The sequence below is a fragment of the Arthrobacter sp. P1_D4 genome (assembly GCF_056406115.1).
The window spans coordinates 166,322-181,855 of sequence record NZ_JBFUAU010000008.1 but is presented as its reverse complement, the minus strand read 5'-3'; the positions used below and the strand labels follow the sequence as shown (position 1 = coordinate 181,855).

Annotated in this window: 15 protein-coding genes; 4 read left to right on the top strand and 11 right to left on the bottom strand. The window is 68.4% G+C overall.

Annotation, left to right across the window (positions count from 1 at the left end):
* Positions 1–36: 36 nt before the first annotated feature.
* A complete protein-coding gene (locus AC1D0A_RS09520; protein ID WP_476945672.1) occupies positions 37–1,116 on the top strand; it encodes an aminoglycoside phosphotransferase family protein in 1,080 nt (359 codons plus the stop codon).
* Here the strand turns inward: AC1D0A_RS09520 and AC1D0A_RS09515 are convergent.
* Positions 1,113–2,525, bottom strand: coding sequence for a pyridoxal phosphate-dependent decarboxylase family protein (locus AC1D0A_RS09515; RefSeq protein ID WP_476945671.1), 1,413 nt, complete (start codon positions 2,523–2,525; stop codon positions 1,113–1,115). The two genes, AC1D0A_RS09520 and AC1D0A_RS09515, sit on opposite strands and share 4 nt — an antisense overlap.
* Positions 2,526–2,750: 225 nt before the next feature.
* On the opposite strand from AC1D0A_RS09515, the gene AC1D0A_RS09510 reads away from it, so the two are divergent.
* Together AC1D0A_RS09510 and AC1D0A_RS09505 are read left to right on the top strand one after the other, a co-directional pair.
* Positions 2,751–3,086, top strand: coding sequence for an ArsR/SmtB family transcription factor (locus AC1D0A_RS09510; protein WP_476943031.1), 336 nt, complete (start codon positions 2,751–2,753; stop codon positions 3,084–3,086).
* A 44-nt stretch (positions 3,087–3,130) separates the two neighbouring features.
* A complete protein-coding gene (locus tag AC1D0A_RS09505) occupies positions 3,131–3,571 on the top strand; it encodes an SRPBCC domain-containing protein (protein ID WP_476945670.1) in 441 nt (146 codons plus the stop codon).
* 66 nt (positions 3,572–3,637) lie between these two features.
* Here the strand turns inward: AC1D0A_RS09505 and AC1D0A_RS09500 are convergent, their stop codons facing one another.
* From AC1D0A_RS09500 to dxr, 10 genes are all read right to left on the bottom strand, one after another.
* Positions 3,638–4,432, bottom strand: a complete 795-nt coding sequence (locus AC1D0A_RS09500) for a sulfite exporter TauE/SafE family protein (RefSeq protein WP_476945669.1) — start codon at positions 4,430–4,432, stop codon at positions 3,638–3,640.
* Positions 4,433–4,461: 29 nt separating this feature from the next.
* Positions 4,462–6,273 carry a proline--tRNA ligase gene (locus AC1D0A_RS09495; RefSeq protein ID WP_243179604.1) on the bottom strand — a complete coding sequence of 604 codons (1,812 nt, stop codon included), beginning with the start codon at positions 6,271–6,273 and terminating at the stop codon, positions 4,462–4,464.
* A 444-nt stretch (positions 6,274–6,717) separates the two neighbouring features.
* The gene (locus AC1D0A_RS09490) at positions 6,718–7,488 is read right to left on the bottom strand and encodes a hypothetical protein (protein WP_243179605.1); all 771 of its coding nucleotides are present in this window, start codon (positions 7,486–7,488) and stop codon (positions 6,718–6,720) included.
* A gap of 42 nt (positions 7,489–7,530) precedes the next feature.
* Complete coding sequence (locus AC1D0A_RS09485; RefSeq protein ID WP_476945717.1) at positions 7,531–8,367, bottom strand: GNAT family N-acetyltransferase; 837 nt, start codon at positions 8,365–8,367, stop codon at positions 7,531–7,533.
* Positions 8,330–9,496, bottom strand: coding sequence for a flavodoxin-dependent (E)-4-hydroxy-3-methylbut-2-enyl-diphosphate synthase (gene ispG / locus AC1D0A_RS09480; protein WP_028277109.1), 1,167 nt, complete (start codon positions 9,494–9,496; stop codon positions 8,330–8,332). The genes AC1D0A_RS09485 and ispG overlap by 38 nt, the downstream gene beginning before the upstream one ends.
* Before the next feature lie 49 nt (positions 9,497–9,545).
* Positions 9,546–9,836: a YciI family protein gene (locus AC1D0A_RS09475; protein WP_079551403.1), complete on the bottom strand. Its 291-nt coding sequence runs from the start codon at positions 9,834–9,836 to the stop codon at positions 9,546–9,548.
* Positions 9,837–9,894: 58 nt separating this feature from the next.
* The gene (locus AC1D0A_RS09470; RefSeq protein WP_476945668.1) at positions 9,895–10,407 is read right to left on the bottom strand and encodes a hypothetical protein; all 513 of its coding nucleotides are present in this window, start codon (positions 10,405–10,407) and stop codon (positions 9,895–9,897) included.
* Complete coding sequence (locus tag AC1D0A_RS09465) at positions 10,404–11,099, bottom strand: hypothetical protein (RefSeq protein WP_028277107.1); 696 nt, start codon at positions 11,097–11,099, stop codon at positions 10,404–10,406. The genes AC1D0A_RS09470 and AC1D0A_RS09465 overlap by 4 nt, the downstream gene beginning before the upstream one ends.
* 116 nt (positions 11,100–11,215) lie before the next feature.
* Positions 11,216–12,547, bottom strand: a complete 1,332-nt coding sequence (locus AC1D0A_RS09460) for a M50 family metallopeptidase (RefSeq protein WP_243179608.1) — start codon at positions 12,545–12,547, stop codon at positions 11,216–11,218.
* Positions 12,548–12,580: 33 nt separating this feature from the next.
* Positions 12,581–13,765 (bottom strand): 1-deoxy-D-xylulose-5-phosphate reductoisomerase, encoded by a 1,185-nt coding sequence (gene dxr / locus AC1D0A_RS09455; protein ID WP_476945667.1) that lies wholly within the window; start codon positions 13,763–13,765, stop codon positions 12,581–12,583.
* 164 nt (positions 13,766–13,929) lie between these two features.
* Here dxr and AC1D0A_RS09450 point away from each other — a divergent pair, with 164 nt between their 5' ends.
* Positions 13,930–15,444 (top strand): lipase maturation factor family protein, encoded by a 1,515-nt coding sequence (locus AC1D0A_RS09450; protein ID WP_476945666.1) that lies wholly within the window; start codon positions 13,930–13,932, stop codon positions 15,442–15,444.
* The last annotated feature ends 90 nt before the right edge of the window (positions 15,445–15,534 follow it).

Sequence of the window (15,534 nt, the reverse complement as noted above, 5' to 3'; positions counted from 1 at the left end):
CGCGGCGGCGACCCCTCCGGCCCTACGATAGGTCCCGTGAACGCGATCCCAGATGTCCCCATCCCGCCTGATCTTTCCCGCCGGTACGCCCGTACCCCTGCGGGACGCACCTGGCTGGCGACACTTCCTGACCTGATCGGGCGATTCCTCGACCAGTGGGACCTGGAGCCGGATCTGGAACCGGGGGCCCTTCCCTGGAACGGGCACGGCGGCGTCGTCATTCCTGTGCGGCGCCGGGACGGGCAGGGGTCCCAAGGCAAGGGCGAGGCAGCCGTGCTGAAGCTGGCTTTTCCGCACGAGGAGGCCACTCGCGAACACCACGCCCTCGCCCTGTGGGGAGGCCACGGCGCCGTCAGGCTGCTGGCCGCCGACGCCGGTTCCTGCGCCCTGCTCCTGGAGCGCCTGGACGCCTGCCGCTCCCTCCTGGATGTCCCGTTGGACACAGCGGTGACGGTGTGGGGCGGCGTGGTCCGCCAGCTCAGCGTGGTCCCGGACAGCCGGCCGGAGTGGCGGGAAATCGACCACGTGGCGGCACGGGCCGAGCAGTGGAGCGATGAATTCCCGGAGGCGTGGGAACACCTCGGGCGGCCGTTCCCACGCTGGCTGCTCGAGGCGGCGCTGGAGGTCTGCCAGACCCGTGGCGCCGTCGGCCGGCGGTCCGGCAAGGACGTCCTGGTCCATGCGGACCTGCACTATTTGAACGTCCTGGCCCGGCCCGGCGTCCCGGAGCCGGCAACCCGGAACCCACCGGCGGGGCCGGAACAGTACGCTGCGATCGATCCCCAGCCAATGGTCGGCGAGGCGGAGTTCGCCGTGGCCCCGGTGCTGTGGAACAGGATCCGGGAGTTGCCCCAGCAGGATCCCGGGCGGGCGCTGCTCGCGCGGTGCGCGGATTTCAGTGCGGCCGCCGGTCTGGACGCCGAGGCCGCCCGGCAGTGGAGTCTGGCGCGCGAGGCGGAGAACGCCCTCTGGTATGCCTCGCAGCGCCATCACGAAGGCGATCTGGCCCGATCGCTGTGGGTGGCGAGCACGCTGGCCGGCCGGACGCTTCCCGGCCTGCCCGCCCCGCAGTCACTCCCGACGCCCGGGGAAGCTGGCGGGATAGCTGGCGGCTAGCCCCGCACGGCCGCCAGCGCGTCGCGGACGGCGTCGACGGCGACTCTGACATCGGCGTCGTCCGTGCTCCAGTTGCTCACCGAAATCCGCAGGATATCGCGGTCCTGCCAGCGTGACCCGGACATCCAGACCCGGCCATCAGCCATGACCCTCTCCGTCACGGACCGGGTCACGGCGTCGTCGCCAAACGCCAGGGACACCTGGGTGTAGTCGACGTCGTTGAGCACCTCCACGCCGTCCAACGCCCCGAGCTGTTCGGCCAGCTGCGCGGCCCGGTGCACGAGCGTGCGGACCTGGCTGGCGACACCGTCACGGCCCAGGGATTTGAGCGCTGCCCACACCGGCACGCCGCGGGCCCGGCGGGAGAGCTCGGGCACTCTTTGGGACGGGTCTCCGGCCCCGTCGGCGGCCTGGATCAGGTAGCTGGCGTGCAGCCCCATCGCCGACCGCAGCGCCTGGGCGTCGCGCACGATCACGATCCCGCAGTCGTAGGGGACATTGAGGGTCTTGTGCGCATCTGTGCCCCACGAATCGGCCAGGCCGAGTCCCGCGGTCAGGGCGGACAGTTCGGGCACGGCGGCCGCCCAGAGCCCGAACGCCCCGTCCACGTGGACCCAGGCGCCGTGCGCCTTCGCGACGGCGATGGCCTCGGCGAAGGGGTCGAAGGCACCCGAATGCAGGTTGCCGGCCTGCAGGCACACGAGGGCCGGGCCGGGGCGGCCGCCCTCCCCGGTGCTGAGCGCAAGGTCCAGGGCGCAGTCCAGCTCGGCCGGGATGATGCGCCCCTGATGGTCGGAGGGCACCACGGTGGGGTGCCCGAGGCCCAGATAGCGCAGGCCGAGGTCGATCGTTTCGTGGCGCTCCTGGCCCGCGAAGCAGCGGATCCGGGGCGCACCGGCGAGGCCGTCGCCGTCAAGGTCCCAGCCGGCATCGGCCATGAGCCGCCAGCGGGCGGCGGCGAGCCCGGTGAAGTTGGCCATGGTGGCACCGGTGGCAAAGCCGACGTCGGACTCCTCGGGAAGACCCAGCAGCTCGAGGATCCATTTGCCGGCGGCTTCCTCGATGGCGGCGGTGGCGGGCGTGGCGAAACGCAGCCCCGTATTTTGGTCCCAGGCGCTGAGCAACCAGTCCGCGGCCAGGGCGGCCGGCAGTGTGCCGCCGATGACCCAACCGAAGAACCGCCCGGACGGCATGGCCATCAGCCCGGGTTCGGCCTTGGCCGCGAGATAGTCCACCACATCCGCGGCCGGCATCCCGTGTGGGGGCAACGGGCCGCCGAAGTCGGCCGCGAGCTCGGCCGCCGTCGCCTTCGGTCCGATCCGGCGTGTCTCCTGGCTCTCAAGCCACCGGCGTGCGTGCCCGGCCGCGGCGTCGAGGGCATCCCGGTAGCGTTCCTCACTTGCCGACATAGCTGCATGCTACGCCCGGCGCCAACGGACCGGGAGTCCCATGCGGGTGCCGCGGACCTAGTTGGCGCGTGCACCAGTGCGGCCCTGGGCTTTTTAAGGGGATGGTGGAACGAGTGATGAAAGAGAATGCAGCTCGGGTGCCACCCGCGATGGAGGCCGCAATTTCCTCAATGTACCTTGACGGGTACGTAACCGGACGGGTACCTTCAAGGCGTGGAAGCCGTTATGCACGCCTTGTCAGACGAGAATCGCCGCAAAATTCTCGAGCACCTGCGCCGACAGCCGGCGTCGGTCTCCGAACTCGCGGCCGCACTGCCGATCGCTCGCCCGGGGGTCTCACGCCACCTCCGCGTGTTGCGCGAGGCCGGGCTCGTTGAAGTGCACTCACAGGCACAGCAGCGCATCTACAGCCTTCGGCCGGAGCCACTCGCAGAGTTGGATACTTGGCTCGGCCCGTACCGCACATTGTGGGAAGGCCGCTTAAACGCTTTGCATACCGAGATCTCGCGGGGTCACCGCGAGGAGAGGAGCACGACACAATGGCACAGCCAAACAGCGTGATAGGAAGCATTCGCTCGCTCGGTGACGGGAAGGGCGCTGTACGGATGGACTCGCTTTTCGGGACGCCGGCCACAGATCTGTGGACGGCGCTGACCGACCCGACGCGCCTCGCCCGGTGGGTCGCCCGGGTCGATGGCGACCTACATCCCGGTGGGGCGTTCACGGCAGTCTTTACGAGCGGATGGGAAGGCGCCGGACGGGTCGAGTTGTGCGAGGCACCGCGCCGGCTGACCGTGACGATGTCGCCCGGCAGCGAGGAGGAAACGGTCATTGAGGCGGTACTGACTCCCGAGGCACCTGGCACGCGGCTGATTGTTGAGGAACGCGGTCTCCCGCTCGGCGAAATCGCGGCCTATGGAGCGGGCTGGCAGGTGCACATCGAGGATCTGATCAGCTACGAGGCGGGCCTGGAATCCAGCGAGTGGCGCAGCCGATGGATCGAGCTGAACCCGGTGTACGAAGCGCGCTACCGCCTCGATGCCTAATAGGGTCGCGGTTTACCAGAGGCCGCTTCGGTTGTCCGTGAAGGGCCATGTTTGGGCCGCGCCATTCTAGGACCGGTTGTCCTGCCAGACGTCGGAACCGAGCTTGATGATCAGCGCGCCCACCACCACCAGGAACACGATCCGGATGAACTTGCTCCCCTGCCGGACCGCAGTCCGGGCACCGAGGTAGCCGCCGGCCATGTTCGCCATGCCCAGCAGCAGCCCGAGCCCCCACAGCACGGCGCCGTGCGGAACAAAGAACAGCAGGGCGCCGGCGTTAGTGGCCACGTTCACGATCTTGGCCTTGGCGCTGGCCTCCAGGAAGGCGTAGCCCATGGCCGAGACGAGGGCGATGATCAGGAACGATCCGGTGCCGGGACCGATCAGGCCGTCGTAGAAGCCGATCACGCCGCCGATCAGGCAGGCCACCACGTAGTGCCGGTGCCCCTCGTGGCGCAGCTTGGTCAGCTCACCGATGCCGGGCTGGAAGGCGGTGAAGAGCGCGACGGCGATCAGCGCCAGCACGATGATCGGCTTGAACACGCTGGCCGGCAGGTTGGCAGCAAGCGCCGCACCGCCGTAGCTGCCTGCCAGCGCGATCGCTGCCATGGGCAGGGCGGTGCGCAGGTCGGGCCGGACGCGGCGGTAGTACGTGGCCGCGCTGGTGCTGGTGCCGAAGATGGAGCCCATCTTGTTGGTCGCCAGCGCCTGGACCGGGCTGATGCCCGGCACCAGGAGCATCGCCGGGAGCTGGATGAGCCCGCCGCCACCGACGACGGCGTCGACCCATCCGGCCGCCAGGCCGGCCACGACGATCAGGATGACAGTTCCGAGCTGGATCGATTCGAGTCCGGAGACCATTGCCTAGTGCGGCCCGGGACGGCGCGGCATCAGCTGTTGCGCACGGCGTTGACCACGTAGTCAACAGCCTTGTCAACGGCTACATTCTCGGCATTGCCGCTGCGGCGGTCCTTGATCTCCACGACGCCGTCCACGAGTCCGCGCCCGACGGCGAGGATGGTGGGGACGCCGACGAGTTCGGCATCGCCGAACTTCACGCCGGGGGAAACTTTGGGGCGGTCGTCATAGATGACGTCCAGGCCGGCAGCCTCGAGCTCCAGGGACAGTTTTTCGGCGGCGGCGAAGATTTCCTCACCGCGGCCCACGGCCACAACGTGGACGTCGGCGGGGGCGACGGCGCGCGGCCAGACCAGGCCCCGGTCATCGTGGTTGGACTCTGCCAGGGCCGCCACGGCGCGGGTGACGCCGACGCCGTAGGAGCCCATGGTCACCACCACCTGCTTGCCGTTCTGGTCCAGGACTTTCAGGTCCAGGGCGGCGGCGTACTTCCGGCCGAGTTGGAAGATGTGGCCCATTTCGATGCCGCGGGCGGTTTCGAGGGGACCGGAACCGTCGGGCGCCTCGTCGCCGGCGCGCACCTCGGTGCACTCGATGACTCCGTCCCAGCCGAAGTCGCGTCCGGCGACGAGGCCAAAGACGTGCTTGCCGGCCTCGTTGGCGCCGGTGACCCAGGCAGAGCCGCTGACGACGCGGGGATCCACAAGGTAGAGCAGCTTTGCGGCGCCCTCGCTGCCCAGCAGCGGCGCATCCAGGGACATGCCGGGGCCGAGGTAGCCCTTGACGATCAGGGGCTGCTTCTTGAGATCGTCTTCGTTGGCGGCCTCGAGCGTGATCTCGCCGGCAATCGGCAGGAAGGACCCGATGTTCGCCTCGACGCGCTTGAGGTCAACGCCGCGGTCTCCGGGGAGGCCGATGACGACGATCTGGCGTTCGCCGGTGGGCAGCGTCACGGCGAGGACGACGTTCTTGAGCGTGTCGGCGGCGGTCCAGGGACTGCCGTCGGCCTCTGTGCGCGGAACCAGGACGTTGGCGGCGTCGACGAGGGTTTCGATGGTGGGGGTGTCCGGGGTGTCGCGGACTTCGGCGGCCGGGGCGTTGCTGAAGTCGATGTCCGCGGGGACCACGGTGGTGACGGCCTCGACGTTGGCCGCGTAGCCGCCGGCCGAGCGCACGAAGGTGTCCTCACCGATCTCGGTGGGGTGCAGGAATTCCTCGCTCTTGGACCCGCCCATGGCACCGGCAGTGGCAGCAACCGGAATCACTTCGAGGCCGAGGCGCTCGAAGATCTTCAGGTACGCGCCGCGGTGGGCGGCGTAGCTGTCGTCCAGGCCGGCGTCGTCGACGTCGAAGGAGTAGGAGTCCTTCATGATGAATTCGCGGCCGCGCAGCAGGCCTGCGCGGGGACGTGCCTCATCGCGGTACTTGTTCTGGATCTGGTAGATGCTCAGCGGCAGGTCCTTGTACGAGGAGTACAGGTCCTTGACCAGCAGGGTGAACATCTCCTCGTGCGTGGGGGCCAGAAGGTAGTCGTTACCCTTGCGGTCCTTGAGCCGGAAGATGCCCTCGCCGTATTCGGTCCAGCGGTTCGTGGCCTCGTAGGGTTCCTTGGGCAGCAGCGCCGGGAAGTGGACTTCCTGGGCTCCGATGGCGGTCATTTCCTCGCGGATGACCTGCTCCACCTTGCGCAGCACACTCAGCCCCAGCGGGAGCCAGGTGTAAATGCCGGGCGCGGCCCGCCGGATGTAGCCGGCGCGGACCAGGAGCCGGTGGCTGGCCACCTCGGCGTCGGCGGGATCTTCGCGCAGGGTGCGCAGGAACAGCTTGGAGAGTCGAAGGACCACAGGTGGGGTATCCGTTTCTGGGGAAGTGCGGGCAAAGCCTAAGAAAAGCATCTAGGTACTAATCTACCGTCCAGAGCGCACCGCTTTGCCGCGCCGGCCCCGCTGCGCCCCCGCTACTGCCCCGCTTCTCGCCCGCTTCTGCGGGGCCGGGCGCATGGAAGAGCCACGCCATAACTGGTGGAAGCCCCTGGCCGTTTCCGGCTGGTCATCCCGTCATGGCGTGGCTCCGTGGCCCCAGCACCCCCCAGATCTCAGGCTGCGAGCTACTTGGTGTCCTCTCCAGGCGTTGTCTTCCCCGGAAAATGCGTTGGGGAGTGTGTGCGCCTATGCGACACGGCTAGGTAGAACCTATGTGACATGCGGCCGGGAAGCAATAGTCTGCAACCGGATATTTTCGGCATGTCGTTGCGGGTCCATGCGGGTCCATGCGGGGCGGTAATCGGGCTACTTCCCGACGAGCACGGCGGCCTGATCCAGTAATTTTCCGGCCCGGAAGATGGCGTCGGCCTCGCTGCCGCCACCTGCCGCGCTGACGGTGATGAGAACGCCGTCCTGGATCACCTGTCCGGTAATCGCCGATTGCTTCCGGCCGCCCGGCAGTGTGCTGTCTGTCCGGTACGCGACGGTGCCCGCGGTTGAGCCGAATCCGGCCAGCTTGGTCAGTTTGAGGTCCACTTTGGTGCCATTGGTCGTGAATGAAAGGGCTGAGCACTTATTGAAGTCCTCGCCCTGGGCGAGTCCCTTCTCGAGCAGCTTGGCGTCAGCCCGGAACGCCAGGGAGACACCCGTGGAAGCGCCCGTCCCGGCATCTTGGGCCACCCCCGCCGCGACCGCCGTGCCCTCGGTCGAGGCTGCCTGGCCGCCAAGGGCCAGAGCCGCGCACTCCGCGGGTTCTACCGAGATCGACGCCAGCAAGGACTTTGCCTGTTCGACCGACTTCTTGAGATCGGCAAGCGGCATCACGGTGAGCGGCTTGCCGTGCGCATCCTTCAACTGTGCCACGAGGGCCGTCAGTTCATCGCTCGTGTAAGCCTTGACTTGCGTCTGGGTGGGAGTAGGCGTCGCGGCCGCGCTGGGAACCGTCGTTGCGGCCTGGGCTTGCGCACTCTGGGCTGTATCCGGCGAGCCAGTGGGGGTGCCACATGCGGCCAATCCCACGGCGCCCCAGGCGAGGAGCGCCGAGGCCCCGAAAATGCGCAGCACTGATGTCTTCATGTTTCCCCCAAAAAACTAGACCGGCCAGCCGGCATTTGCCCGCTAGAAGAGCACTGTAGCGAACGTGCCCACCTGGCGAAAGCCCACCCGATCGTAGGTGGCGCGCGCCTTGGCGTTGAACCCGTTGACGTACAGGCTGGTCACCGGCGCGAGGGTCTGGGCGAGGACGACGACGGCGGCCATGTAGCCCGCGCTCAGTCCCAGTCCGCGGAAGTCGGGATTCATCCAGACACCCTGGACCTGGGTCACTTCCGGCGTGACGGCGCCGAGTTCGGCCTTGAAGACCACATCGCCGGCGGCGTTCACGTGCACGAGGGAATGCCCCTGACGGATGAGGCTCTTGACGCGCCGGCTGTAATACTCCCTGCCGCCGAGGTAGGGCGAATAGCCCACTTCTTCCTCAAACATTGCGGCGCATGCGGGCAGGATCTTGTCGAAGTCAGCCAGCTGGCCAAAGCCGAGTGCGGGCTCGGGCCGGACGGCGGGCGGCCCCGCGATCGTCAGCAGGGGCTGGTGGTCCCGGACTTCGTGGGCGGTCTGGCCGAGCTGCTCCAGCGCCGCGTAGAGAGCCAGGACAGTTTCGGCGGGGCCAAAGATCGAGGCGTAGCGGCGCCCGGAGCGGTGCGCGGCCATCGCAATGAGACCGGCGAGCTCGGGCGCCAGTTCGATCGGCACCAGGTTGGCGCCGGCCCAGCAGGCGCCGAGGAGGGTGCCGCCGTCGAACACGCCAAGAATGCTGGCGCCCCCGGCCGTGGGAGACGCCGTACCGGCGGTCGCCTGCCTTTGTCCGGTGGCCGCGCCGCCATGCACCCGGACGACGACGCCGGGAGCGGCGTCGTCCTTACGAGACGCTAACCACGGGGCTACCCTTGACAGCATCTTCGCCATCGGCGTCCCCCATCTCTTCTGCGATACGCATGGCTTCTTCGATCAGTGTCTCAACAATCTGATCCTCCGGGACAGTCTTGATGACCTCGCCCCTGACAAAGATCTGGCCCTTGCCGTTGCCGGAGGCAACGCCGAGATCGGCCTCTCGGGCCTCGCCGGGACCATTGACCACGCAGCCCATAACTGCCACGCGCAGCGGGACCTCCATGCCTTCCAGGCCAGCGGTGACCTGCTCGGCGAGCGTGTAGACGTCCACCTGGGCGCGGCCGCAGGACGGGCAGGAGACGATTTCCAGCTTGCGGGGGCGCAGGTTGAGGGACTGCAGGATCTGGTTGCCCACCTTGATTTCCTCGACCGGCGGGGCCGAGAGGGAGACGCGGATGGTGTCGCCGATCCCGCGGGAGAGCAGGGCGCCAAACGCCGTGGCGGACTTAATGGTGCCCTGGAAGGCCGGTCCGGCCTCGGTGACGCCGAGGTGCAGGGGCCAGTCGCCCTTCTCGGCCAGCATCTCGTAGGCGGCAACCATGATGACCGGGTCGTTGTGCTTCACGGAGATCTTGAAGTCGTGGAAACCGTGCTCCTCGAAGAGCGAGGCCTCCCAGACGGCGGATTCCACGAGGGCTTCCGGGGTGGCCTTGCCGTATTTCTTCATGATGCCCGGTTCCAGGGATCCGGCGTTGACGCCGATCCGGATGGAGGTGCCGTGGTCCTTGGCGGCGCGGGCGATCTCCTTGACCTGGTCATCGAACTTGCGGATGTTGCCCGGGTTCACGCGCACGGCGGCACAGCCTGCCTCGATCGCGGCGAAGACGTACTTCGGCTGGAAGTGGATGTCCGCGATCACCGGGATCTGGGACTTCTTGGCGATGATCGGCAGCGCCTCGGCGTCATCGGCGGACGGGCAGGCGACGCGCACAATGTCGCAGCCGGAGGCCGTGAGTTCCGCGATCTGCTGCAGGGTGGCGTTGATGTCGGTCGTCGGCGTCGTGGTCATGGACTGGACGCTGATGGGCGAATCGGAGCCAACGCCGACTGATCCCACCTTGATCTGGCGCGTCTTGCGGCGGGGGGCAAGAACGGGGGGCGGTGCTGACGGCATTCCCAGGCTGACCGAGGTCACATGGACTCCCTTTTAGAATTCGAAGTTGCGAAGGTGCGGGCTGGACGGGCTAGGCGTGCTCGGCCAGAAGACCGGTCAGCGGCGCCCACACGGTGGTGCGGGTGCCCGAGATGGCACCGGCGGCTGCGAAGGGGTCCTGCCGCAGAAGGTCATTCAAGGCCGCCTCATCGGCGGCCTTGAAGATGAGCAGCGCGCCTGCGCCGTCGCCGTAGGGGCCGCTGGCCAGCAGGGCGCCTTCACGGGCAAGATCCGCGGTCCATTCGCGGTGCGCCGGGCGGCTGGCATCGCGGACCTCGGATGATTCGGCGTCGTACACGTACTCCACAGCAAAAACAGTCATATGGATACACTATCGCCCTGTTTGCCCGGTTCCCATCCGGAGGCTCCGGGGCACGCGGTCAGCCGAGGAAGAGGACCTTGGCCAGGGCGGCGACACCGGCTGCCCAGAGCATGGAGGTGAGGGTTCCGATGATGAACCGCTCGGCGGCCACCGGGGTGGCTTTCAACTCGGCAAACCGGCCGAGGCCCTTGATGGCCACGACGTAGGCGATGGCGACGGGCTGGCCGGCCAGGATCGCCAGGCACACGGCGAACCGTTCCAGGATGCCGATAATGGCACCGCCGCGCAGGATGCGCACGCTGCTGACGGTCTCGGTGGGCGGCGCGGCGGCCGCCGCTGCCGGGGTAGGCGCTGCTGCGTCCGGGCCGGCCGGTTCCGGGGCCGCCTGGAGGTCGGAGTCCGTGGTGGAGTCGGCGGCGGGGTCCTCGGCTGCGTCCCCGCCGGCGCCGGCGCCGCTTCCGGCGTCGGCCCGGTCATCAATGGTGCGGGCGAGGCGGAACACCCAGGCAGTGACCGGCCAGCCGACGAATCCTGCGGTGAGCAGGGCCAGCGTGATCCAGAGCGCGTTCACTTCTCTCCTTCGGTGCTGTCGTGGGCGAGGGTCAGCAGCAGTTCTGCGGCCGGCCTCGCGGCCCATTCTTCCTGCCAGCCCGAGCGGAGGACTGCGCGGCTCACCGACTGCTCCGTGATTCCGAGTTTCTGTGCCGCTATTTTTTGGCTGCCGTGGGTTCCGTGGGTGTCGTTCCGCACCGAGCGCAGCACGTCCACCACCTTCCATTGCGCCGCGGTCCGGTCCTGGACCAGGCGGCCAATCAGTCGGAGCACCGCCTCCGCATTGGCGCAGGCCCTGGCCCCCTGGGACCCGCTGGCGCCGTCCGCGGCCGTGTTTGCTGCATTTGCATTTGCCCGACGGCGGTCGCGGCCGGCAACCACGGCGAGGGGAACATGGGCGGCCGCCCCCTTGGCCCGGTCGACGGCGGACCGGGCCGCCACGAAGGCGGGACCGGAGCCTTCGCGCGGGCTGGCCGGCAGCGGCAGGTCCACCTCCCCCACCCCGATCCCGACATACCAGCGGCCGCTGCGCAGGGCGTGCAGGGCGATCTCCACCACCTCGTCGGCCCGTTCCACCACGCCCTGGACCTCGTCGCCCACCGAACGCTCAAAGCGCCCGGCGGTGGAGAGCGCGCTGAGCCCCTTCAGGAGGCCGGGAACCCGGTCGATGTCGCCCGTGCTGCCGCGCTGGTCGATTGTCATGACGTACATGACCCCAGCCTAGGGGAGGTGATCGGGAATAATCAACCATTTTCAACTGATTACTTAAAATCAGCCTAAATGGGCTTATGAATGATAGTCAGCGGAATTTGGCTGAAATGCCGGGCCTATCCGAAGAGGTTGACCGGCTTGACGATGTCGGCGTAGATCAGCAGCGCGCCCATGCCCATCAGCAGCACCGCCACCACATACGTCACCGGGAGCAGCTTGGCGATATCGAAGGCGCCGGGATCCGGGCGGCCGAACAGCTTGGCGATCTGGCGCCGGGCCCCCTCGTACAGCGCGCCCGCAATGTGGCCGCCGTCGAGCGGCAGCAGCGGAATGAGGTTGAAGACGGCCAACGCGAAGTTGAGACCGGCCAGCAAACCCACCAGGGCGGCGAAGCGGGACTGCAGCGGGACCTCCTCCATCGCGGCGACCTCGCCGGCCACGCGGCCCACGCCCACCACGCTGATGGGGCCGTTGGGGTCCCGGGGTTCCTCGCTGAAGGCTGCCTTGGCCACGCCGGCCACGCGCTCCGGCAGGTTCACCACCACACCGGCGACCTGCTTGATGTTCTCCCCCGCCATGGGCAGCACTGCCGACGCCGGCTGCTGCACGAGTGCCGTCTGCGCGCCGATGCCCAGGAAGCCGACGTCCTGGTACTGCAGGCTTCCGTCAGCGGCCTTGGCCTGGCGGCCGTCGGGACCGAGAACCGGGCGGGCGGAGAGCACGGGCGTGACGGTTGTCGAGACGGTGGCGCCGCCGCGCTCCACGGTGATGCTCACCTGCCGGCCCGCCGAGGCGCGGATCCAGCCGGTGAGTTCGTCCCACTTGGTGACGGCCTTGCCGTCGAAGGAGGTGATGGTGTCGTTCGGCAACAGGCCCGCGGCCGCGGCCGGGGTGGGCTTGCAGTCGGCGGAGTCCGGGTCCACGGTCTCGCCGGCCTTGACCTGGCATTTGGAGACGTCCGCGATCGTGGTGGTCTGGCTGGCGGTGCCGAAGCCCATCAGCAGCACCGCGGTCAGCACGACGCCGATCAGCAGGTTCATCGCGGGCCCGCCGAGCATGATGATGATCTTTTTCCAGACCGGCAGCCGGTAGAAGACCCGGGTTTCGTCGCCGGGGCCGATTTCCTCGTGGGCCAGGGAACGGGCATCGGATGCCAGTGACTGGAACATTCCGGTGCTGGAAGTGCGGACGGTTCCGTCTTCCTTGTTCGGCGGGTACATCCCGATCATGGACACGTAGCCGCCCAGCGGGATGGCTTTGAGGCCGTACTCGGTTTCGCCCTTTCTCTTCGACCAAACGGTGGGTCCGAAACCGATCATGTATTTGGTCACGCGGACCTTGAAGAGCTTGGCCGGGAGCAGGTGCCCGACTTCATGCAGGGCAATGGACACGGCGATGCCGATCGCCACGAAGACGACACCGAGGACAAAGAGGAGGACGGGGCTCATGCTGTGATCTGCTGCTTCCTGAAAACTGGCAATCTAGACGCTTCTTACGGCTAAACGTTCGTGGGTGCGGGCGCGTGCCCATCTTTCAGCATCCAGTACGGACTCCACCGTCAGCCCGGAGGAGCCTGAGTGTTCGCTGAGGACGGCATCGATGGTGTCCACAATGTCGGTGAACCGGATCTGCCCGGCGTGGAAGGCCATCACCGCTTCCTCGTTCGCGGCATTGAACACGGCCGGGAAGGTGCTGCCCTGCGTGGCGGCCGCCTTCGCGAGGTCGACGGCGGGGAACGCCACGGTGTCCAGCGGCTCGAACGTCCAGCTGGTGGCCTTGCTCCAGTCGCAGGCCCTGGCGGATCCGGGGACGCGGTCCGGCCAGCCGAGGCCGAGGGCAATGGGCAGGCGCATGTCCGGCGGCGAGGCTTGGGCGATCGTGGAGCCGTCGACGAACTGGACCATGGAATGCACCACTGACTGCGGGTGGACCACGACGTCGATCTTCTCCAGGGGGATGTCGAAGAGCAGGTGCGCCTCGATCACCTCCAGGCCCTTGTTGACCAGGCTGGCGGAGTTGGTGGTGACCATCAGGCCCATGTCCCACGTGGGGTGGGCGAGGGCGTCCTGCGGCGAGACGTCGTGCAGCTCGTCCCGGGTCTTGCCGCGGAACGGCCCGCCCGATGCCGTCAGGATCAGCCGGTCCACTTCCGCGGCGGAGCCGGAGCGCAGGCACTGGGCAATGGCCGAGTGCTCCGAATCCACAGGCACGATCTGCCCTTCGCGGGCCGCGGCCTTGACCAGGGCGCCGCCGACGATCAGGGACTCCTTGTTGGCCAGTGCCAGCGTGGCCCCGGAGGCGAGGGCGGCCAGGGTGGGGGCAAGTCCGATCGAGCCGGTGATGCCGTTGAGGACGACGTCGGCGGTGATTTCCGCGATCCGGGTGGAGGCGTCGGGGCCGGTGATGAGTTCGGGGCTGTACCCGATGAGTCCTGCCGCGCGGGCGGCGTCGTCGATCATCCCCCGGAGGGCGGAGGCATCCCCGGAGGCGACACCGACAGCCTGGGCGCGGGTGTGGACGGCCTGCCGGGCCAGGAGTTCGAGGTTGCCGCCGCCGGCGCTGAGCGCGACAACCTCAAAAAGGTGCGGGGCGCCGTCGACGACGTCAATCGCCTGTGTGCCGATGGAACCGGTGGACCCGAGGAGGACGATTTTGCGCGGCTGCATGATTCAAGTATCCCGCACCGCGCCGGTGCGCCGCGTTCGCCTCGAGGTGGCACTTCACGGCAGTCGCGGCGTGCAGCAGTGCCGTGAAGCGCCACCTCGACGCCGCCGGGTCGAGTCTTCCGCCGCTCGTTGACGCAGCAGGGCGGAGGCGTAACGTGGAAAACGTGGAGTGGACCGCGTGGTTCGACGCGCCGGAGTACGAGTTCGCCCGGCAGGTGCTGCAGCGCAGCACCGCCACCCTGTATTTCGTGGCCTTCCTCTCCTCGCTGAACCAGTTCCCGGCCCTCCTCGGCGAGCGCGGCCTGTTGCCGGTGCCGGCGTATCTCGAGGGCTTCAACCGTCTGGGCCGGCCCAGCCTGTTCCGCTGGCGCTACTCGGACCGGCTGCTGCGGACGGTGTGCTGGAGCGGCATGGCCATTGCCGCCACGCTCATCGCCGGGTTGCCGCAGCTCGGGCCGCCGTGGGTTCCGCTCATCGCGTTCCTGGCCCTGTGGCTGTTGTACATGTCGATCGTGAACGTGGGGCAGACGTTCTACGGCTTCGGCTGGGAGATGCTGCTGCTGGAGGCCGGGTTCACGGTGGCCTTCCTCGGCTCCGACCAGACTCCCCCGCCCCGGACCATCCTGATCCTGCTGGTCTGGCTGGTGTTCCGGCTGGAGTTCGGGGCGGGCCTGATCAAGATCCGGGGCGGCCGGGAATGGCGGGACCTGACGGCGCTGTACTACCACCACGAGACCCAGCCGATGCCGGGGCCGCTGAGCCGGCAGGCCCACCTGCTCCCCAAGGCCTGGCACCGGGTGGAGGTCCTGGGCAACCACTTCGCCCAACTGGTGGTGCCCTTCTTCCTCTTTGCCCCGCAGCCCCTGGCCAGCGCCGCCGCCGGAATCATCGTCTTCACCCAGCTGTGGCTGGTGGCGAGTGGAAATTTCGCCTGGCTGAACTGGATGGCGATCATCCTGGCCTTCGCGGCGGTCAGCGATCCCGTGGCGCACGCCGTGATTCCGGCGATACCGCTGGACTGGCATGCCGCGTCCGCGCCCGCAGGCGCCGGAGCAGGAGCGGCGGTGGGCGCAGCCGGGTTGGGCAGCCAGGCGCCGGTTCCTTGGCTGGTGGTGGTCGTGTTCGCCACTGTGCTGCTGGTGGTGCTCAGCTACCGGCCCATCGAGAACCTCTTCTCGCACCACCAGTTGATGAACGCATCCTTCAACCGCTGGCAGCTGGTCAACACCTACGGCGCGTTCGGCACCGTCACCAAGCGGCGGATCGAGATCGTGGTGGAGGGGACCCTCGACGAGGACCCCGGGGACGACGCGGACTGGCGGGAGTATGGGTTCAAGGGCAAGCCCGGCGACGTCCGGCGCATCCCGCGCCAGTACGCCCCGTACCACCTGCGCCTGGACTGGCTGATGTGGTTCCTGCCGCTGCGTACCGTGCACGAGGAGTGGTTCTACGCGTTCCTGGCCAAACTGCTGGCGGCGGACCGGCCCACGCTGCGGCTGCTGCGCCACGACCCGTTCGACGGCGGACGTCCGCACTGGATACGTGCCACCAGCTACCTCTACCATTTCTCCACCCGGGCCGAGTTCCGCGCGACGGGCCAGCGCTGGATCCGGACCCCGCTGTATGTCGTGATCCCGCCGTCGCGGCTCCCCGCGCCGCGCCCGACGTCGGAGGCGTGAGGCCCGGCGCGGTGCGGCCCGGGGCGGTGAGACCGGCGCGGTGCGGCCCGGGGCGGTGCGTTCCCGTGGGCCGTTTACCGCAAATGGCCG